The 20,071-nt window shown below is 64.0% G+C and carries 19 protein-coding genes, 1 tRNA gene and 2 pseudogenes; 19 read left to right on the top strand and 3 right to left on the bottom strand.

What is annotated here, in order from left to right; all coding sequences use genetic code 11:
* Window positions 1-67 precede the first annotated feature (67 nt).
* From QE393_RS11940 to QE393_RS11875, 14 genes are all read left to right on the top strand, one after another.
* A complete protein-coding gene (locus QE393_RS11940; protein ID WP_273807596.1) occupies window positions 68-814 on the top strand; it encodes a YebC/PmpR family DNA-binding transcriptional regulator in 747 nt (248 codons plus the stop codon).
* Entirely contained in the window at window positions 814-1,374 is a 561-nt protein-coding gene (gene ruvC, locus QE393_RS11935) for a crossover junction endodeoxyribonuclease RuvC (protein ID WP_007160336.1), read from the top strand. The genes QE393_RS11940 and ruvC overlap by 1 nt, the downstream gene beginning before the upstream one ends.
* A 46-nt stretch (window positions 1,375-1,420) precedes the next feature.
* Window positions 1,421-2,023: a Holliday junction branch migration protein RuvA gene (gene ruvA, locus QE393_RS11930; protein WP_310043673.1), complete on the top strand. Its 603-nt coding sequence runs from the start codon at window positions 1,421-1,423 to the stop codon at window positions 2,021-2,023.
* Between the two features lie 4 nt (window positions 2,024-2,027).
* Window positions 2,028-3,080 (top strand): Holliday junction branch migration DNA helicase RuvB, encoded by a 1,053-nt coding sequence (gene ruvB / locus QE393_RS11925; protein WP_133861228.1) that lies wholly within the window; start codon window positions 2,028-2,030, stop codon window positions 3,078-3,080.
* A gap of 51 nt (window positions 3,081-3,131) precedes the next feature.
* Window positions 3,132-3,581: a tol-pal system-associated acyl-CoA thioesterase gene (gene ybgC / locus QE393_RS11920; protein WP_310043672.1), complete on the top strand. Its 450-nt coding sequence runs from the start codon at window positions 3,132-3,134 to the stop codon at window positions 3,579-3,581.
* A 2-nt stretch (window positions 3,582-3,583) separates the two neighbouring features.
* Window positions 3,584-4,276 carry a protein TolQ gene (tolQ, locus tag QE393_RS11915; RefSeq protein WP_133861226.1) on the top strand — a complete coding sequence of 231 codons (693 nt, stop codon included), beginning with the start codon at window positions 3,584-3,586 and terminating at the stop codon, window positions 4,274-4,276.
* Between the two features lie 11 nt (window positions 4,277-4,287).
* Complete coding sequence (tolR, locus tag QE393_RS11910) at window positions 4,288-4,734, top strand: protein TolR (RefSeq protein WP_133861225.1); 447 nt, start codon at window positions 4,288-4,290, stop codon at window positions 4,732-4,734.
* On the top strand, window positions 4,731-5,837 hold the full coding sequence (gene tolA, locus QE393_RS11905; RefSeq protein ID WP_252977172.1) for a cell envelope integrity protein TolA: 1,107 nt from the start codon (window positions 4,731-4,733) through the stop codon (window positions 5,835-5,837). Before tolR ends, tolA begins: the two co-directional genes overlap by 4 nt.
* The gene (gene tolB, locus QE393_RS11900) at window positions 5,834-7,132 is read left to right on the top strand and encodes a Tol-Pal system beta propeller repeat protein TolB (protein WP_133861224.1); all 1,299 of its coding nucleotides are present in this window, start codon (window positions 5,834-5,836) and stop codon (window positions 7,130-7,132) included. Before tolA ends, tolB begins: the two co-directional genes overlap by 4 nt.
* Before the next feature lie 59 nt (window positions 7,133-7,191).
* The gene (gene pal / locus QE393_RS11895; protein WP_007160328.1) at window positions 7,192-7,713 is read left to right on the top strand and encodes a peptidoglycan-associated lipoprotein Pal; all 522 of its coding nucleotides are present in this window, start codon (window positions 7,192-7,194) and stop codon (window positions 7,711-7,713) included.
* 6 nt (window positions 7,714-7,719) lie between these two features.
* Window positions 7,720-8,547: a tol-pal system protein YbgF gene (gene ybgF / locus QE393_RS11890; protein WP_310043669.1), complete on the top strand. Its 828-nt coding sequence runs from the start codon at window positions 7,720-7,722 to the stop codon at window positions 8,545-8,547.
* Window positions 8,548-8,618: 71 nt separating this feature from the next.
* Window positions 8,619-9,269 (top strand): 7-carboxy-7-deazaguanine synthase QueE, encoded by a 651-nt coding sequence (gene queE, locus QE393_RS11885; protein ID WP_310043667.1) that lies wholly within the window; start codon window positions 8,619-8,621, stop codon window positions 9,267-9,269.
* A 2-nt stretch (window positions 9,270-9,271) separates the two neighbouring features.
* A complete protein-coding gene (gene queC / locus QE393_RS11880) occupies window positions 9,272-9,946 on the top strand; it encodes a 7-cyano-7-deazaguanine synthase QueC (protein ID WP_310043665.1) in 675 nt (224 codons plus the stop codon).
* A gap of 60 nt (window positions 9,947-10,006) precedes the next feature.
* Window positions 10,007-10,082 (top strand) — tRNA-Lys (locus QE393_RS11875).
* A 585-nt stretch (window positions 10,083-10,667) separates the two neighbouring features.
* Here QE393_RS11875 and QE393_RS11870 read toward each other — a convergent pair.
* Window positions 10,668-11,543, bottom strand: a pseudogene (locus QE393_RS11870) (PAS domain-containing protein); the annotation flags it as partial.
* Here QE393_RS11870 and QE393_RS11865 point away from each other — a divergent pair.
* Window positions 11,544-13,397 (top strand): annotated as a pseudogene (locus QE393_RS11865) (CusA/CzcA family heavy metal efflux RND transporter); the annotation flags it as partial.
* Between the two features lie 91 nt (window positions 13,398-13,488).
* Window positions 13,489-13,698 carry a hypothetical protein gene (locus QE393_RS11860; protein WP_310043664.1) on the top strand — a complete coding sequence of 70 codons (210 nt, stop codon included), beginning with the start codon at window positions 13,489-13,491 and terminating at the stop codon, window positions 13,696-13,698.
* A 555-nt stretch (window positions 13,699-14,253) separates the two neighbouring features.
* Here the strand turns inward: QE393_RS11860 and QE393_RS11855 are convergent.
* Window positions 14,254-15,879 (bottom strand): methyl-accepting chemotaxis protein, encoded by a 1,626-nt coding sequence (locus tag QE393_RS11855; RefSeq protein WP_310043662.1) that lies wholly within the window; start codon window positions 15,877-15,879, stop codon window positions 14,254-14,256.
* Window positions 15,880-16,208: 329 nt separating this feature from the next.
* On the opposite strand from QE393_RS11855, the gene QE393_RS11850 reads away from it, so the two are divergent.
* From QE393_RS11850 to QE393_RS11840, 3 genes are all read left to right on the top strand, one after another.
* Entirely contained in the window at window positions 16,209-16,601 is a 393-nt protein-coding gene (locus QE393_RS11850) for a RidA family protein (protein WP_273805884.1), read from the top strand.
* A gap of 328 nt (window positions 16,602-16,929) precedes the next feature.
* Window positions 16,930-17,412 carry a hypothetical protein gene (locus QE393_RS11845; protein WP_310043659.1) on the top strand — a complete coding sequence of 161 codons (483 nt, stop codon included), beginning with the start codon at window positions 16,930-16,932 and terminating at the stop codon, window positions 17,410-17,412.
* An 88-nt stretch (window positions 17,413-17,500) separates the two neighbouring features.
* A complete protein-coding gene (locus QE393_RS11840) occupies window positions 17,501-17,899 on the top strand; it encodes a hypothetical protein (protein ID WP_310043658.1) in 399 nt (132 codons plus the stop codon).
* A 63-nt stretch (window positions 17,900-17,962) separates the two neighbouring features.
* On the opposite strand, the gene QE393_RS11835 is transcribed toward QE393_RS11840, so the two are convergent.
* Window positions 17,963-19,954, bottom strand: coding sequence for an EAL domain-containing protein (locus QE393_RS11835; RefSeq protein WP_310043657.1), 1,992 nt, complete (start codon window positions 19,952-19,954; stop codon window positions 17,963-17,965).
* Window positions 19,955-20,071 lie beyond the last annotated feature (117 nt).

The raw sequence follows: 20,071 nt of genomic DNA, 5'->3' as shown, positions 1-20,071 counted from the left end.
TTTCCCTTTTCAGTGCGCCGCGGCCCTCGCCGCCGGTGCCGTCTTCGTCAAGACATTGGAGTAGCTTATGGCCGGTCATTCCAAGTGGGCCAACATCAAGCATCGCAAAGAACGCCAGGATGCCAAGAAAGGCAAGATCTTCACCAAGATCATCCGTGAGCTGACCGTGGCCGCGCGCCAGGGCGGCGGCGTTCCAGCCGATAACCCCCGCCTGCGCCTGGCGGTGGACAAGGCGCTGACCGCCAACATGACCCGTGACACCATCGACCGGGCCATCGCCCGCGGCGTGGGTGCCGGCGAAGGCGAGAACGTCGAGGAACTGACCTATGAAGGCTACGCCCCGAGCGGTGTCGCCATCATCGTCGAAGCCATGACCGACAACCGCAACCGTACCGCGGCCGAAGTCCGCCACGCCTTCAACAAGTGCGGTGGCAACCTGGGTACCGACGGTTCGGTGGCCTATCTGTTCGAGCGCAAGGGCCAGATCAGCTACGCCCCCGGCCTGAACGAAGACGCCCTGATGGAAGCCGCCCTGGAAGCCGGTGCCGACGACGTGGTGGCCAACGACGATGGCTCCATCGACGTCTTCACCAGCTTCGCCGACTTCATCGCCGTCAACGAAGCCCTGACCGCCGCCGGCTACAAGGCCGACGAAGCCGAGGTGACCATGATCCCCTCGACCTCCGCGACCCTGGATCTGGACACCGCGCAGAAGGTGCTCAAGCTGATCGACATGCTCGAAGACCTGGACGACGTGCAGAACGTCTATTCCAACGCCGACATCCCCGAGGATGTCATGGCGCAGCTCGGCTGATGTCCCTCTACGAGCGCCTGCCTCCCGATGCGCCCGGCACCCTGGTGCTGGGCATCGACCCGGGCTCGCGGCTGACCGGCTTCGGCGTGGTGCGCGACACCGGGCGGGGCTGCGAATACGTGGCCTCCGGCTGCATCCGTACGGGAAACGGTCCGTTGCCCGAGCGGTTGCAGATCGTCTATCGCGGCGTGCGCGACGTCATCGCCCAGTACGGGCCGGTCACCATGGGCATCGAGCAGGTGTTCATGGCGCGCAACGCCGATTCGGCGCTCAAGCTGGGTCAGGCCCGGGGTGCGGCCATCGTCGCCGGCGCCGAGGGTGGCCTGGAGATCTCCGAGTACACCGCGAGCCAGGTCAAGCAGGCCGTGGTCGGCAACGGCGGGGCGGACAAGCAGCAGGTGATGCTGATGGTCATGCACCTGCTGCGGCTGACCGAAAAGCCGCAGATCGACGCCTCCGATGCCCTGGCCATCGCCCTGTGCCATGCCCATACCCGGCAGAGCCTGGTGCCTCATGGCCTACTGGCCACCCGCCGCCGTGGCGGTCGTCTGCGGCTCTAGTCCTGTTCGCTCAACCCTCTCGCTCCAACGTTAGGAAGGTAACCCTGTGATCGGTCGTCTACGTGGCACCCTGGCGGAAAAGCAGCCGCCGCATCTCCTGCTCGACGTGGGCGGAGTCGGCTACGAGGTCGAAGTGCCCATGACGACCCTTTATCGGCTGCCGGCCCAGGGTGAAATCGTCACATTGCATACCCACCTCGTGGTACGGGAAGATGCGCAACTGCTGTATGGGTTCGGGGAAAAGCGCGAGCGTGAGCTGTTTCGCGAGCTGATCCGGCTCAATGGTGTCGGCCCCAAGCTGGCCCTGGCGTTGATGTCCAGTCTCGAGGTGGATGAATTGGTTCGCTGTGTGCAAGCCCAGGACACGGCCGCCCTGGTCAAGGTGCCGGGGGTGGGCAAGAAGACTGCCGAGCGCCTGCTGGTCGAGCTGAAGGACCGCTTCAAGGCCTGGGAAAGCCTGCCCGGCATCGCTCCCCTGGTCCTGCCGAACCAGGCCGCCGTCGTGGCCAGCGCCGAGGCCGATGCGGTCAGCGCCCTGGTCGCCCTGGGCTTCAAGCCCCAGGAAGCCAGTCGCGCCGTCGCCGCCGTGGAAGGAGATGACCTTTCCAGCGAGGAACTCATTCGTCGCGCCCTGAAGGGCATGGTCTGATCCCATGATAGAAACCGATCGCCTCATCTCGGGCACTGGCCGCGACCGTGAAGAATTCCAGGATCGCGCCATCCGTCCGGTGCGCCTGGCCGACTACATCGGCCAGCCGGTGGTGCGCGACCAGATGGGTCTGTTCATCCAGGCCGCGAAGGGCAGGGGCGAGGCCCTCGACCACACCCTGATCTTCGGCCCGCCCGGCCTGGGCAAGACCACCCTGGCCAACATCATCGCCCAGGAAATGCAGGTTTCCCTCAAGAGCACCTCGGGCCCCGTGCTGGAGCGCCCGGGCGATCTCGCCGCGCTGCTGACCAACCTGGAAGCGGGCGATGTGCTCTTCATCGACGAGATCCATCGGCTGTCGCCCATCGTCGAAGAGGTGCTCTATCCGGCGATGGAGGACTACCAGCTCGACATCATGATCGGTGAAGGCCCGGCGGCTCGTTCCATCAAGCTGGATCTGCCGCCCTTCACCCTGGTCGGCGCGACCACCCGCGCCGGCATGCTGACCAATCCGCTGCGCGATCGCTTCGGGATCGTCCAGCGTCTGGAGTTCTACGGCACCGCGGACCTGGCCACCATCGTCACTCGCTCGGCCGGTATCCTCGGTCTCGCCATCGAAGCCGAAGGGGCCATGGAAATCGCCCGCCGGGCGCGCGGCACGCCGCGGATCGCCAATCGCCTGCTGCGGCGGGTGCGGGACTTCGCCGAGGTGCGCGGGCAGGGTCACATCAGCCATGACATCGCCAGTCGTGCCCTGGATCTGCTGGACGTCGACGCCCAGGGTTTCGATCACCAGGATCGCCGGCTACTGCTGACCATGATCGACAAGTTCGACGGTGGCCCGGTGGGCGTCGACAGCCTCGCTGCCGCCATCAGCGAAGAGCGTCACACCATCGAAGACGTGCTGGAACCCTATTTGATCCAGCAAGGCTATATCATGCGCACGCCGCGCGGACGGGTGGTGACCCGGCATGCCTATCTGCACTTCGGGCTCAATCTGCCGACGCGTCTGGCTCAGGGTGGTACACCCGATCTGTTCGAGGTCAATGGTAATTAAATGCAGTTGCGAACATTTCTGATTGGCAACGGCGAGGCTAGGTTCTAGAGTATGCACGCGCAATCGCGGAGCCCGTCGCCGTCCGTCCTCAGGTGTCGTGTCTACTACGAAGATACCGATGCCGGCGGCATCGTCTATTACGTCAACTACCTCAAGTTCATGGAACGCGCCCGCACCGAGCGACTGCGCGCGCTGGGCTATGCCCAGTCCGAACTCGCCCGGGATGGTCTGCTGTTCGTCGTCCATAGCAGCGAAGCGCGCTACCATGCGCCCGCGCGACTGGATGACGAGTTGCTGATCGGGGCCGAGGTGGTCGAGGCGAAGCGCGCCAGCCTCAGGTTTCACCAGGAGGTCCGGCGCGCCAGGGACGATGTCCTGCTCTGTGAAGGGTGGGTGACGGTCACCTGCGTGCGTGCTGACAGCTTCAGGCCCAGGGCGATGCCCGAAGCCATGCGAACGGTTCTTGCCGGAAATCCGGCGTCAATTCAATCAGGAGATTAAGCGTGCAACCCAACGTCGACCATACGTCCATGTGGAGCCTCATCGCCAACGCCAGCTTGGTGGTGCAACTGGTGATGCTCATCCTGGTCGCAGCCTCTGTCACGTCCTGGATCATGATCATCCAGCGTGGCAATGCCATGCGCGCCGCGAAGCGTTCCCTGGATGCCTTCGAAGAGAAATTCTGGTCGGGCATCGATCTGTCCAAGCTGTATCGCCAGGCCGGCAGCAACCCCGATCCGGACTCCGGCGTCGAGCAGATCTTCCGCGCCGGCTTCAAGGAATTCTCCCGCCTGCGTCAGCAGCCCGGCGTGGATCCCGATGCCGTGATGGAGGGCGTCTCGCGCGCCATGCGCGTCGCCATCTCCCGTGAGGAAGAAAAACTCGATCAGGCCCTGCCGTTCCTGGCCACCGTCGGTTCCACCAGCCCCTATGTGGGTCTGTTCGGTACCGTCTGGGGCATCATGAACTCCTTCCGCGGGCTGTCCACCGCCCAGCAGGCGACCCTGGCCACCGTGGCTCCCGGCATCGCCGAAGCCCTGATCGCCACCGCCATCGGTCTGTTCGCCGCCATTCCCGCCGTCGTGGCCTACAACCGCTTCGCTGCCCGCTCGGAAATGCTGATCAACCGCTACTACACCTTTGCGGACGAATTCCAGGCCATCCTGCACCGCAAAGTCCACACCAGCGACGAATAAAGAGGTATCCCATGGTCCCTCGCCGCAAGAAACGCAAGCCCGTCGCCGAGATGAACGTGGTGCCCTACATCGACGTGATGTTGGTGCTCCTCGTCATCTTCATGGTGACGGCGCCCATGCTCAACCAGGGCGTCAAGGTCGACCTGCCCAAGGTCGACAGTCAGGCCCTGCCGCAAGACAACGACAAGCAGATCCTCACCGTCTCGGTGAAGGCCAACGGTACCTACTACTGGAACGTCGGTTCCGAGGTGGATACCGATCAGAAGGCCAAGTCCGAGACCGCGGTGTCGCTGCCCCAACTGAGTCAGCAGGTCGGTGCCATCATGCGTCAGCGGGCGGACACCCAGGTGTTCATCCGGGGTGACAAGGCTGCCAACTACGGTGTCGTCGCCGGCGCCATGGGTGCCTTGCAACAGGCCGGCGTGCCCAACGTCGGGTTGATTACCGAGGCGCCTTGATGCGACACCGCGAGCGTTCGTCGTCCGAAAGTTATTTCTGGCCGGTCATCTGGGCAGTCGCCCTGCATGTGCTGATTTTCGGCCTGCTGTTTGTCAGCTTCGCCTTCACCCCCGAATTGCCCCAGTCGCGCCCGGTCGTCCAGGCCACGCTGGTCCAGCTCAAGTCCAAGAGTTCCGCGCAGGTGCAGACCGAGCAGAAACTGGCGGGGGAGGCGAAGAAGACCGCGGCCAAACAGTACGAGCAGGAGCAGCTGGAGCAGCGTCGCGAGCAACAGGAAGCCCAGCGCGAAGCGGCGGCGGCCAAGGCGGCTCAGCAACAGAAGGAAGCCCAGCAACAGGCCGCGGAACAAAAGAAAGCCGACGACGCTCGAAAGGCGCAGCAAGCGGAAGCGGCGGCCAAAGCCGCCGAAGCCAAGGCTGAGGCCGAGAAACAGTCCGAGGCCGCCAAGGCGGCTGCGGAAGCCAAGCAGGCTGTCGAGCAGAAGAAACAGGCGGATATCGCCAAGAAGAAGGCCGACGAAGCCGCCAAGCAGAAGGCAGCCGACGAGGCGGCCAAGAAGGCGGCGGCCGAAGCGGCCAAGCAGAAGTCGGCGGAAGAGGCCAAGCAGAAGGCGGCGGCAGAAGCGGCCAAGAAAGAGGCTGCAGCCGAGGCCGCCAAGAAGAAAGCGGCGGACGACGCCAAGAAGAAGGCTGCCCAGGCAGCTGCACGCAAGGCGGCGGAAGACAAGAAGGCGCAGGCGTTGGCCGAGCTGCTGTCCGATGATACCCAGCGGCAGCAGGCACTGGCCGAAGAGCAGGGCGACGAGGTGGCATCGAGCTTCGATGACCTGATCGTACGTCTGGTCAGCGAGCAGTGGACGCGTCCGCAGTCGGCGCGCAACGGCATGAGCGTCGAGGTGCAGATCAACATGCTGCCCGACGGCACCATTACCAGCGCGACGGTGACCCGCTCCAGTGGCAACAAGGAATTCGATAATTCAGCGGTATCGGCCGTGCGTAATGTCGGTCGTATCCGTGAGCTGCAGCAGCTGGATCGCAAGACGTTCGATCAGCTGTACCGTCAGCGCCGCATGATCTTCAAACCGGAGGACCTGAGTCTGTGAACACCCTGATCCGTTACATCCTGCTGGGCCTGGTCCTGGTGGTGGGCTCCGCCCAGGCGGCCGATCCGCTGGTGATCTCCAGCGGTAGTGATCGCGCCATTCCGATCGCCGTCGTGCCCTTCGGCTGGCAGGGTGGTCAGCCGCTGCCGGAAGACCTGGGCAATATCGTCAGCGACGACCTGCGCAATTCCGGGGTGTTCTCGCCGATTCCGCGCCAGAACATGCTGAGCCAGCCAAGCCAGGCCAGCGAAGTCATCTTCCGTGACTGGAAGGCGCTGGGCGCCAACTACGTGCTGGTGGGCAACGTCGTGCCCAACGGTGGCCGGCTGCAGATCAGCTACGCCCTGTTCAACGTCTCCACCGAGCAGCAGGTCCTCACCGGCAACGTCGGCGGCAGCACCGACCAGCTGCGCGACATGGCGCACTTCATTTCGGACCAGGCCTATGAAAAGCTGACCGGGGTGAAAGGTGCCTTCTCGACGCGTATCCTCTATGTGACCGCCGAGCGCTTCTCCGCCACCAACACCCGTTACACCCTGCAGCGCGCCGACTATGACGGTGCGCGCGCCGTTACCCTGCTGCAGTCGCGCGAGCCGATCCTGTCGCCGCGTTTCGCGCCGGACGGCAAGCGCATCGCCTACGTCTCCTTCGAGCAGCAGCGTCCGCGCATCTTCATGCAGTACATCGACACCGGTCGCCGCGAGCAGCTGACCAACTTCGAAGGCCTGAATGGCGCGCCGGCGTTTTCGCCCGATGGCAATCGTCTGGCCTTCGTGCTGTCCAAGGATGGCAACCCCGAAATCTATGTGATGGATCTCGGCTCGCGTGCCATTCGTCGCGTGACGAATGACTCCGCCATCGATACCGAGCCCTTCTGGGGCAAGGACGGCCAGACCATCTATTTCACCTCCGACCGCTCCGGCAAGCCGCAGATCTACAAGACCAGTGCCAATGGCGGGGGCGCTGAGCGCGTGACTTTCGTCGGTAACTACAACGCCAACCCGAAACTTTCGGCGGATGAAAAGACCCTGGTCATGGTGCATCGTCAGGAAGGTTTCACCAACTTCCAGATCGCTGCGCAGGACCTCCAGCGCGGCTCTGTGCGGGTACTTTCCAACACCAGCCTCAACGACTCGCCCACTGTTGCGCCCAATGGCACCATGCTAATCTACGCCACCCGCCAGCAGGACCGAGGCGTACTGATGCTTGTCTCCATCAATGGTCGCGTCCGGATTCCTATTCCCACCGCCCAGGGTGACGTGCGCGAGCCTTCCTGGTCTCCTTACCTGAACTGACGGCTAATTAGAAAAGTCCTTAGTTACACCAACATTGCGGTTCTTTTAGGAGTTACATGATGGAAATGCTGAAATTCGGCAAGTTCGCTGCACTGGCTCTGGCCATGGCCGTGGCCGTGGGCTGTTCCTCCAAGGGCGGCGACGCCTCCGGTGAAGGCGCTGGTGCTGGCGCTGGCGCCGGTGCTGTCGACCCGAACGCTGGCTACGGCGCCAACTCGGGTGCCGTCGACGGCAGCATGGGTGACGAAGCCGCTCTGCGCGCCATCACCACCTTCTACTTCGAGTACGACAGCTCCGACCTGAAGCCGGAAGCCATGCGCGCTCTGGACGTTCACGCCCGTGACCTGAAGGCCAGCGGCCAGCGCGTCGTCCTGGAAGGCAACACCGACGAACGCGGTACCCGCGAGTACAACCTGGCGCTGGGCGAGCGTCGTGCCAAGGCCGTTCAGCGCTACCTGGTGCTGCAGGGCGTGTCCCCGGCTCAGCTGGAGCTGGTGTCCTACGGTAAAGAGCGTCCGGTTGCCGTCGGTCACGACGAGGCTTCCTGGGCTCAGAACCGTCGCGTCGAGCTGAAGAAGTAATAAACGATGTCCAAGCGCCTGCAGTTCTTGATCGCCCTGACCCTCGGTGTACCGGTTGTCGCCGGGGCTCAGGTTCCCGTACAGGATGGTAGTTATGGCGTTGCCCAGTCCGCTGGGCAAGGCTATGGCAACGCAGGCGCGGCCAGTGCCGGAAACGGGGCTCCCGTTTCCGGCATGGGTCAATTGTTCATGCAGTTGCAACAGATGCAGGACGATATCGCGCGCCTGCGTGGCCAAGTCGAGGTTCAGGAAAACGAGATCCGCCAGCTCAAGCAGGAAGGATTGGATCGTTACCAGGATCTGGATGGCCGTATTTCCCAGCTTTCTTCCGCTCCTGCCAGTGCCGGTGCCGGAGCCGCTGCGGGTGCCGCCCAGGGCGGTGCCATCGCGGCCAACAATACGCCGACTCCGCCAGCTTCCGCAGGGGCACCGGCCGCCAGCAGCGAACCGGGCGATCCGGCGAAGGAAAAGCTGTACTACGACGCTGCCTTCGATCTGATCAAAGCCAAGGATTTCGACAAGGCCAGTCAGGCGTTCAACGCCTTTCTGCGCAAGTATCCCAACAGCCAGTACGCCGGCAATGCCCAATACTGGCTGGGTGAAGTGAATCTGGCCAAGGGCGATCTGCAGGCCGCGGGCCAGGCTTTCGCCAAGGTCAGTCAGGCCTATCCCACCAGCAACAAGGTGCCGGATTCGCTGTACAAACTGGGTGGGGTGGAGCAGAAGCTCGGCCGCACCGATCGGGCCAAGGGCATGTATCAGCAGGTCATCAGCCAGTATCCCGGAACCTCCGCTGCGCAGCTGGCGCAGCGGGATCTGAAAAGCCTGCCCTAGCGCAGGCTTTTTTCTTCTATCTACCGCAACGGAGGCGGATGGCCTGTGTAGCCGTCACGCCCGTGGCTTCCATGCAAAAAGATACCCTACGTCTTACCGAAATCTTCTATTCGCTCCAGGGTGAAGCCCGCACCGCCGGTCTTCCCACCGTCTTTGTCCGCCTCACCGGCTGTCCCCTGCGCTGCCACTATTGCGACACGGCCTATGCCTTCACCGGCGGCGAGATCCATCACCTGGATGCCATCCTGGAGCAGGTCGCGAGCTACCGGCCGCGGCACATCTGCGTGACCGGTGGCGAGCCACTGGCCCAGCCCAATTGCCTCAAGCTGCTCGAGCAACTGTGCGAAGCGGGCTACCAGGTGTCCCTGGAAACCAGTGGCGCCCTGGATGTCAGTGGTGTGGACGTGCGCGTCAGCAAAGTCGTCGACCTCAAGACACCGGGGTCGGGGGAGGTGGGGCGCAACCTGTACGCCAACCTTGACCACCTGACGCCCAACGATCAGATCAAGTTCGTCATCTGCTCCCGCGAGGACTATGACTGGGCGGTTTCCAAGCTGATCGAGTATCGCCTGGAACAGCGTGCGGGCGAGGTACTGTTCTCGCCCAGCCATGGCCAGGTGGTGCCACGTGAGCTGGCGGAGTGGATCGTGGCGGACAACCTCCCGGTGCGTTTCCAGCTGCAGCTGCACAAGATTCTCTGGAACGACGAGCCGGGACACTGAGCATGAATCAGCCTAAAGCGGTCATCCTTCTTTCTGGCGGCCTGGATTCCGCCACCATCGTCGCCATGGCCAAGGCCCAGGGCTTCGCCTGCTACACCATGAGTTTCGACTACGGTCAGCGCCATAGAGCCGAGCTGCAGGCCGCCGAGCGCGTGGCGCGTCAGCTGGAAGTCGTCGAGCACAAGGTGATCGGCCTGGATCTCAACGGCATCGGCGGCTCGGCGCTTACCGATCCGGATATCGCCGTCCCGGAGACGCCGGGCGAGGGCATTCCCGTCACCTACGTGCCGGCGCGCAACACCGTGTTCCTGTCGCTGGCCCTGGGGTGGGCCGAGGTGCTTGGTGCCCGCCATCTCTTCATTGGGGTGAACGCGGTGGACTACTCCGGTTATCCGGATTGTCGGCCGGAATTCGTCGAAGCCTTCGAGCGCCTGGCCAATCTCGCCACCAAGGCCGGTGTGGAAGGGGATGCCTTCAAGATTGAAGCCCCGCTGCAATTCCTCTCCAAGGCGCAGATCGTCCAGGCTGGCAGCCAGCTGGGCGTGGACTATGGCCTGACCGTGTCCTGCTATCAGGCCGACGACGAAGGTAAGGCCTGCGGGCGCTGCGACAGCTGCCGCCTGCGCGCCGAAGGCTTCAGGGCAGCCAAGATTTCCGACCCCACACGCTACCAGTAAAAAATTTTCATCTAGGGTGTTGATTCTCCTGAGAAAATCGCTAGAATGGCGGCCACTAACGGGTCGTTAGCTCAGTCGGTAGAGCAGTTGGCTTTTAACCAATTGGTCGTAGGTTCGAATCCCACACGACCCACCATCTTCACCAGAAACCCTCCGCAATGGAGGGTTTTTGCGTTTCAGGCCTATGTCCAGGAAAACTGAAAGGCTCTCTCAGGCTGCGAGGAGTCCTTGTCCTGAGGTGTAATCGCCAAGTCAGGCGTGCCGTCGGCCTTGGGTTGTACGCTAGAGGGCCAGGCCTGCTGCCAACGCTGAAACGTATTCCGCACTTGACCCTCAGAGGGTGCCCCCCCTCGCCTAGGGTGGAGCGGCTACCGGTAAGGTAGTCGCCGAAAAGGTGCCCGGCGCCTGAGGGACGGTTGGAGATTGCCGGACAGGCAGCGTCACCTCGGGCGTCTGAACCGGCGCGGATGTCAGCGCCACGCCGGTGGGCACGGATTCGACTGCGACAGGGGAGAGGTGTTCGGTAGGGGAGGCGTCATGCGCCCTGGCGTGGCGAACGGTCGGCTTCATATCGGCAAAAAAAAGCCCCCGCGCAGGGCGGGGGCAGATTCAGTCTGAAGCCTTCAGATAAGCCAACCTGAAAGATGAGCTGGAGCACTCTCTCTAGCTGACTGCACCACCAGTTGGCGGTTCAGGCCAGGCAGCCAGGACGTGCGCACCGTCACTGTTGAATCATGGTGGCCGCCCGCTGCGTCGCTTCGGACGTGCGCGTAGCCAGCTTCCGAACCTCGTCGGCTACCACCGCAAAGCCTCGTCCGGCCTCGCCGGCTCGTGCCGCTTCGATCGCGGCATTGAGCGCCAGCAGGTTGGTCTGGGCGGCGATGCCTTGGATCGAGCTGACGATGTCGGTGACGTTCTTCAAGTTCTCTTCCATCTCGCGATGCTGGGCCTGCTGAGAATCGCGAAGCGCATTCTGCTCATAGGTGGCATGGATATCGGTCAGGGCGCCTACCACCCGCAGTGGCGTGCCGTCCTGCGAGCGTCTGGTCTGACCCCGAGCCCTGAACCAGCGGTAGCTGCCATCCTTCAATTTCAGACGGTAGGTGATATCGAAGCCGGTCTTGCCGCTACGGTCATTGAGGTGGGCGCCAAAGGCCTCGATGCTGCGTTGCTTGTCCTCGGGATGCAAACGGGACGCCCAGCTGTCGAGAACATCGGGAAATTCCTCGACTGTCTCGAATCCCAGCAGGCGACGGAACTGGGGCGACCACCAGAAGGGATTCTGCGCATTGACCGGATCGCCCGCTATCACCTCCATGTCCCACAGCCCATCGTTGAGCATTTCACGCGCAAGCTCGAAGCGCGTCAGGGTCACCTCGAGTTCAGCATCGCGCTGACGCTGATCATGGATGTCCCTGAGAGAGCCTGCCACGCGCAGCGGCGTACCCTTGGCATCGCGGAGGGTCTCGCCGCTCGCACGAAACCAGCGATACTCGCCGCTCTTGGTGGCCACCCGGTATTCGATGTCATAGGGGGTGTTGCCGCTGCGATCATTCAGGTGCCGGGCGAATGCGTCCAGAGTCGGTTTGCTGTCCTCGGTCGGGTGCTCGATCGCCGGGAGCGCTTCCAGGAGGTGTTCGCCGCCGCCCGCGAGGCGCGGAGACCCCTGATCTTCGGGCAGCTGATCATCATGGTGGTCTATCTGCCGGTGTTCGCCCTGACGGGGGTGGAAGGCAAGATGTTCCATCCCATGGCCTTCACCGTGGTGATCGCCTTGGTGGGCGCCATGCTGCTGTCCATCACCTTCGTCCCGGCGGCCGTGGCGCTGTTCGTCACGGGGCGCGTGCAGGAAAAGGACAATCGGCTGATGAGCGCGGCGCGGCGCGGCTATGCCGTCGCGCTGGATGCAGCCATGCGGCGGCGGCCACTGGTCTTCGCCGGCGCAGGCCTGAGCGTGGTGCTGACGGTGCTGCTGGCGCTGCGCCTGGGCAGTGAGTTCGTACCCAGCCTGAGCGAGGGCGACTTCGCGCTGCAGGCGCTCAGGGTGCCCGGTACCGGCCTGGGGCAATCGGTGGACATGCAGCAACGCCTGGAGCGCTCCATCCTGGATCAGGTTCCCGAGGTGGAGCGGGTATTCGCGCGGACCGGCACCGCCGAGATCGCCGCGGATCCGATGCCGCCGAACATCTCCGACAGCTACGTGATGCTCAAACCGCAGACGCAATGGCCCGATCCAGGCAAGTCCCGCGAGCAGCTGATGGCCGAGCTGGAGGCGGCGGCCGCGCGCGTGCCCGGTAGCAACTACGAGCTGTCGCAACCGATCCAGCTGAGGTTCAACGAGCTGATTTCCGGGGTGCGCAGCGATGTGGCGGTCAAGGTCTTCGGCGACGACATGGCGGTGCTGAACAAGACCGCCGCGGACATCGCCAGGGTACTGCAGAAGGTCGCCGGCGCCGCCGAGGTGAAGGTGGAGCAGACCGGTGGGCTACCGCTGCTGAGTGTGCAGATCGACCGTGAGCGGGCTGCGCGCTACGGTCTCAACGTCGGTGACATTCAGGATGTGGTTGCCACGGCGCTCGGCGGCCGGAAGGCCGGCACGCTCTTCGAGGGTGATCGTCGCTTCGATCTCATGATCCGCCTTCCGGAGGCCCTGCGCAGCGATCCGGCGGTGCTGGCACGCCTGCCCATTCCATTGCCGGCGGTGGAAGGCCGCGTCGAGTTCATCCCCCTGGCCGATGTGGCGCGCCTGGAAACGGTGCTGGGTCCGAATCAGGTCAGCCGTGAAGACGGCAAGCGCCTGGTGATCGTCAGTGCCAATGTGCGCGATCGGGATATCGGTAGCTTCGTGGCGGATGCCACCGTTGCCATCACCGACCAGGTGCGGATTCCGGCAGGCTACTGGACCAGCTGGGGTGGCCAGTTCGAGCAGCTGCAGGCCGCCGCCGCGCGACTGCAACTCGTGGTTCCGGTAGCGCTGCTGCTGGTGTTGGTGCTGCTGTTCATGATGTTCGGCAATCTGCGCGACGGCCTCGTGGTCTTTACCGGCATTCCCTTTGCCTTGACGGGCGGGGTATTGGCGTTGTGGTTGCGGGACATTCCCTTATCGATCTCGGCCGGCGTGGGCTTCATCGCCCTGTCGGGCGTTGCGGTGTTGAATGGCCTGGTGATGGTCTCCTTCATCCGTGGCCTGCTGGAGGAGGGCAGGCCGCTGGATATCGCCGTGCGTGAGGGGGCGCTGGTCCGCCTGCGGCCGGTGCTGATGACCGCGCTGGTGGCCTCGCTGGGCTTCATTCCAATGGCCCTGGCCACCGGCACCGGCGCAGAGGTGCAACGGCCGCTAGCGACCGTGGTGATCGGCGGCATCCTGTCCTCCACCGCCCTGACGCTGCTGGTCCTGCCCGCGCTCTACCACAGCGTCCTGCGCCGTCGCGAACAGCCCGGGGAAGGATGACAGGATTGTAATGCGCGGCTCATCCGGGCGTTAGCCGCGCCCCTCTAGAGTGACCCTCATACCCACGCTGCACCCTAGAAGGAGAAACACCATGACGTTCCTTAAGACTGCCCTGTTTGCCGCCGTCCTCGCTGTGGCCAACGTCAGCTATGCCGCCGACGGCAGCGAGCGCTCGATCTCGCACAACGACGATTTTCGCGATAGCCAGGCGGCGCTCCAGCAGCACCGGGAAATGCATGAAACGCTGGCCCAGGAAGGGCGGAGGGCAGACAAGGCCTCCAAGGTCGAGGCTACCAACTGACAAACCGGTAGCCATGGGTGATCGGAAGGTCACCTATGGCTGCTTTCCAAGGGACGCCACCCCACCAGGCTACCAGGCGGCAGGCGAAAGAAACTCCGCCGCACGGGCAGTTCCAATTCATCCGCGTGGCAACTGCGTGGCTAGCGCCATCTGACCAGGGCACCTGCCTGGTTCATCGCATCAGACCCTGATTGCGGACCGCCTCCCACCTTGCGCTGAGCCAGTGCGGTCTTTCAGGTCATCGGCTGCGATGACCTGCGAGCAGTCGGCCCGGCCGAAGAGCAATACCCGTACTCCCTGCTACTGGACCGATCCGCCAAGACCGGCGCGCGGTCTGCCTCCCCGCGAAGAGGACATCGCGCCTGGTCGGGGTGTTTCGAGTACGGGAGTGTTTGACCCGCTCCCGCTGGAAGGGGTAGCTCGGTGAGGCCAGCAGCCCGTCGAGTATCACCCGGATCGGGTGGTACTCGACCTGGCTCGACCCAGCGGTCAGCCTGCTGGCCGGTTGCCGACAGGCCCTGGGGGAGGGGCAAGCACCTAGGGGGTCAGGGACGTCTACACGCGGAATCGGCGAATCTGCCCGTTCAGCTGCACCGCCAGTTCAGACAGCTGCTGGCTGGCGACGCGGGTCTGTTGCGCGCCGGCGGCCGTCTGGACCGACAGGTCGCGGATCCGCACCAGGTTACGGTCGACCTCGCGAGCCACCTGAGCCTGTTCCTCCGCGGCACTGGCGATTACCAGATTGCGCTCGTCAATACCTGACACCGACTGGGCAATGGTTTCCAGGGCGCCGCTGGCGGCCTGCGCCTGTTCGCGGGTCTGGCGCGCCTGGTCGGCACTGGTCAGCAAGGCATTCACGGTCTGCCCGGTGCCGTGCTGGATACTGCCGATCATCTTCTCGATTTCGCGCGTACTGTCTCCGGTTCGCTGGGCCAGCCCCCGTACCTCGTCCGCCACGACCGCGAAGCCGCGACCGGCATCGCCGGCGCGAGCGGCTTCGATGGCCGCATTGAGCGCCAGCAGGTTGGTCTGCTCGGCTACCGAACGGATGACGTCGAGGACCTGGCTGATGTTGCGGGTCTGTTCGGCCAGCTCACGCGCGCGATCGCTGGCGCTCATCACATTGTCGGTCAGGGTCTCGATCGCTACCAGCGTGTTGCCCAGCTGCTGCTGGCCGTGACGCGCGCTGGCCGCGGCCTGGCGCGAATCGGTAGAGGTGGAGGTGGCATTGCCGGCCACTTCCTCGACCGCCTGGCTCATCTCGGTCACCGCGGTGGCCGCCATCTCGATTTCGCTGTTCTGCTGCTGCAGGCCGGTAGCGCTCTCCTGCATGACGGCGGTCATTTCCTCGGCGGCGGAGGCCAGCTGGGTGGCCGACTGGCCCAGATGGCCCAGGGTGTCGCGCAGATTGGTCTGCATCTGCTGCATGGCCTGCAGCAGTTGGGCAGCCTCATCGTGACCACGGGCGTCCAGGGTCTGGGTCAGGTCGCCGCTGGCAATGACCCTGGCCGCGGCCACCGCGGTGGCTATGGGGTAGGTCAGGCTGACCGTCATGCGCCAGGCCAGCAGGAGGGTCAGGCCCAGCGCGAGGCCGATGGACAGCCAGGTGATCGTCTTGGAGTGGCTATAGGTGATGCCCGCGTCCTCGGTGGCTGCCTTGACGTCCTCCTGGTTCACCTTGCGCAGGGCCTCGGTGCTCTCGTTCATCTTGGTGCCCAGTTGGGCCATGGCCGCCTGCACCAGGGTCCGGCCTTCTTCCACCTTGCCAGCGGCGACCAGATCGGCCAGCTGGTTGACGTTGTCCAGGTAGTCCCGATGGACCTGGCGCAGGCTTTCGAAGGCCTGGTGTTCACGATCGGAGCTGATCATTTTTTCATAGCGGCCGAAGGCGTCCGCAACCTCGCCACTGATGCTGTCGATCTTCTTGCGCGTGTTGGCGACGGTCGAGGCGTCAGGAATGGCTAGCAGGCGCAGCACCTCGATGCGGGTGCGGGCCAGTTGCAGGGCCAGGTTATCGGCTTCCACGATGCCCGGGATGCTGTTCGTTTCGATCACCAAACTCTGATCCCGGATTTGCGACATCTGGGTGATGCCAAAGATACCCAGCCCGGCTACCAGCAAGGCGAGTAGACCGAAGCACAGCAGGCTGCGGGTGGCGATGTTGAACGCGCGAAGGGTCATATCCATGTACCGGTTGGGAAGTGTGAGAAACATAGCGGCAATGGTCGCGGTAACTTGAGACAAAGCTTTCTAGCAAGGGGTTTTCAGCCGGATTTTGACGCTGAGGATGTGGATCTGGGCGGATGGTATGTGCCCCCGCCGGAAGCGACGGTCGTGTGCGGGACAAGTGTCCCGATCGTATTCGCCCGTCCTGGAGCGGTCGTCACCCCGGATGATCGAAGTAGGGCCCACGAGGTCGGGCATCCGAGGCAGCCCCGGAAAAGCGCGACTAGGCCGCGGCGCGCTTCTGTTGTTAGCTTGGGGTCTTCCTGGGCCATGGGCGCGAAGACATGACGGATCGCCAGTTGATCATCCCCGACAGCATGAGACTGCTGGTCGAACGTGCGGGTTATGTACCGGCAGTGAAGGTTGGCAAGACGCTCTATTGCGCAGGGCAGGTGGGCCGTACGCCGGAGCTGGAGGTTATCCAGGATCCCGAGCAGCAATTCCGGGCGGCCTGGGACAATCTTCGCACTGTGTTGGCAGCGGGTGGCTGTACGTTCGAGGACGTCGTGGAGTTGACGACTTTCCACGTCGACCTGCATAGGCACATGCCGGTCTTCAGGCGTGTGAAGGATGCGGTCTTTCCCAGAGAGATGTGCGCCTGGACCTGCATTGGCGTCGCCGAACTGGCCCGTGCCGGACTCCTCGCGGAAATCAAGTGCATCGCCGTGCAGCGATAGACCCTGCCGCCTGTTCGGCCTGATGGCTCTGCCTGTGCAGGGCCTCGCTCAGCTCGGTGACTTGGGCTGAGCGAGTCGGAGCACTTGGCTGCTCAGCCAGGTGTTCGGGGTTGTGGCTGCCGTGAAGGCGCAGCGGGCGCTTCGCCAGAGCGTTCTTTCCTGTCTCCAGCGTGGTATCACCGGCAGAATGTCGGCTGCGCCTTGTCCGGGTTGCGGAAACAGCTGAAGGGCTGCAGCGCTCAGGATCGGATAGTCAGGTGAGCGGTCCTTCATTCGCCTCCGCGAGCCCTGGAGACGATCGTTCCAACCCCATTCAGGAAGCACTGTGATGAATAAAGATGGCAGCGAAACCTCGGCGGGCTACCTCTTGCTGGGCTACGTCGATGCCCGCCTGTTGGCGCTGTACCAGGCCGGGGTAGTGCCCAGGCTCGAACTCGCGCGCACCCCGGCTGCGCTGACCGCCACGGGGCAGGCCGACGGAGCCGTGGTCCCGCTGTACATCCAGCAGGACGCTGCGCACGACGTTCTGCCCAGCTCGGGCCCCTGCGAGTTTGCTGAGGCAGCTGGAGCGAATGAACCGCCGTCTATCCCCTCGCTGGACGGCCTGGCCTGCCCTGTCGCGGAGGATCGCGCCGCGGATGCCGGTTGGCATTCCTCCAGTGTGCTTGAACGACAGCTGGAGCTGCCGGACGAGGACGTGGAGGACTACTCCCTGGAAGAGCGGCTCGAAGCCACCCGCCTGGCATTGGCGGAGCTCGAAGCGGGAGATGAGGTCAACGTTCCGCTGCTGAGGCAGGTCCCAGTGAAATAGTGGCAATTAGCCACATATGGGGCTAAGGTTAATAGCCTTAACCTCAGACTGTGTCATCCTAAGCACCTTTTCCGCCGTTTCTTGCACTATGACCGCCTCACGACGACCTCCTCGCGGTGCAGGCCGCACGGCCAAGCCCGATTCCCTCCGCGCTGCTCATGAGCAGATCACCCGCAACAGCGGGACCCTCGCCGATATCGCCGATCTGATCGAGATGGAAGGCAAGGCCAGGCCCGGGCGTCAGCCGCCGGCGCAGCCCACCCGCGCCCGCTCCGAAGGCGGCAACCCGGCTGAGACGTCCAAGACAAAAGTCGCCGGGGAGAACAGCGGCGGCCATTTCCTGGTGCAGCCCGTGTTCGGGATACCGCTGGTGGCGCTGCTGGTCTGCGCCCTGATCCTGGGCGCTGCGGTGGGGGTACCGCTAGGTGTGGTTACCTATGGAAGCGCGCTCTGCACGGCGGTGCTGGATAGCCTGGCGATCTTCTAAACGGGCCGGTAGCCGCTTTGCAGGCTGCCCTCATGAGGCCAGCAGTCGGCTAGCGGCCATGCTTCAGGCTTCCAGGGACGCCATCAGCTGGAATTCCCGACCGCTCGGAGCCGCCGCGGGTCTGCCCAGCAGATACCCCTGGGCGAGCCGGACACCCAGCTGCTGCAGCTGCGCCAGTTGTTCCGGGGTTTCCACGCCTTCGCAGAGCACCTCGAGTTTCATGGCCTTGCCCAGCAGCAACAGGGAGTTCAGGACCTGGCCACGTTGTTCCTCGTCCTCGATCGCCAGGATCCGGCGATCGAGCTTGATCAGCTGGAAGGGCAGTTCGAGGATGGGGCCGAGGCCGGCGAAGCCGCTGCCGAAGTCGTCCAGGGCCATGCGGATACCCAGCAGCTGGAGCAGGGCGAAGGACTGGCGGGTCTTGGTGTCTATGACCAGTTCCACCCCTTCGGTGACCTCCAGGACCAGGCGGTTGGGCGCCAGGCGCGAGAGCCTGAGGGCCGCGGATACCCGCTCATGGAGGATGGGATCGGCGAATTGCAGCGGTGACAGGTTGATGGAGATGCTCAGGTGCGGAGGCCACTGACTGGCCGCGAGACAGGCCTCCTTCACCACCCACTCGCCCAGGGCGATGATGAAGTTGCCCTGTTCCGCCAGCGGAATGAAAACCTCCGGCGAGACCATGCCCAGGGTCGGATGCTGCCAGCGCAGCAGCGCTTCGTAACCCGTCACCTGCCTGGGTTCGACGCGATAGATGGGTTGGTAGTGCAGCAGGAATTCGTTGCCCGCGAGTCCCTTGCGGACATCCTCCGGGGTGAGCAGCGCGGCATGGTCGAGCGGGGCGCCCAGGATGGCATCGACGCCCCCTTCGAACACCCGGTCACGGCCATCGCGCTTGGCGCGATAGAGCGCGCGGTCGGCACAGTCCAGCAGGTCGTCGGCGCTGCTCAGGCCGGCCAGGCCGCTGCGGGCGATGCCGATGCTGACGGTGACCTGGGTCTTGTCGTCCTGACGCCCCTGGTGCGGGATCTGCAGGTCACGAACGCGTTCCAGGATGGCTTCCGCCACGTCCAGCGCCTCGGCCGGGCCGATCCGGTCCAGGAGGACGACGAATTCTTCGCCACCATAGCGACCGATCCTGTCACCCGGGCCCAACCCGACCGCCAGGGCCTTGGCCACGGAGCGCAGGCAGTCATCTCCGGCGAGGTGGCCGTAGTAGTCGTTGTAGCGCTTGAAGTGATCCACGTCGATCAGCAGCACGGCGCCTTGCTCGCCGGCCAGGCGCCGTTGCCAGAAGTCTTCGAGGAGCGGGCGGAGCTGACGACGATTGGCAAGCCCGGTGAGGGAATCGGTTTCCGAAAGGATCTGCAGATCCTGATTGGCCGAATTGAGTGACGCCAGGCGGACCTCTTCGCGCAGCTTGTAGAGATAGGAGCGGCGCCCTTCGACGTTGAGCCAGTAACTGGCCAATAGCGAAAAGAACGCCATCACGATGGCGTTGGTCATCATCAGCCCGCCCACGATCGGTGACACCGGCGCTTCATGGACGGCAAGGGCGATCACCGACAGGGCGAAGCCGTTGAACAGCAGGGCCGGCAGCAGCGGACTCTTCATGCAGGTGTTGACGAAGGCCAGCATCAGCGGCCAGGTGAAGATGAACAGTGTCTGATTCATCTCCCTGCCCGATGGGCCATTGATCACCAGGTTGTAGACCACCACCAGGCCGACATAGAACGGCAGCGAGGCCAGGGTTTCGCGCCAGCGTGTCGGCACCACCTGCAGCAGCACCACGACCAGCAGCGCGAAGGGGGTAGCGATCCCCAGCATCTGGGCGGCCGCCCAGGGCAGGGCGTCTTGCAGCAGGAGCCACCACCAGATCAGAAAGCTGTCGTAGCTCAGGGTGCCGATCAGCAGGCAGCGAGTGAGGTGACGCGTGCGCTGCTGGTGGATATCCAGCTGAAACAGGCGCTCCAGCACCGAGACGAAGGCAAAGGGCCCGACCGGCACAGCAAGCGTCTGATCGACAAGCCGACCCAGCTCTGGTGAGGTTTTCATGTGTGACCTGGACTGACAGAAGAGATATCAATGTGCGATAAGTGACATTGATAATATCAATATGATGGCACCTAGTGACCGACCGCTGGCTCAGGGATTCAGCCGAAATGACCGGCG

Origin of the sequence: Pseudomonas sp. SORGH_AS_0211, from assembly GCF_031453455.1 — a bacterium.
GTDB lineage: Bacteria > Pseudomonadota > Gammaproteobacteria > Pseudomonadales > Pseudomonadaceae > Chryseomonas > Chryseomonas aestiva.
Note: the sequence above shows the minus strand (reverse complement) of the source record. Positions and strands in the feature narration are given on the sequence as shown.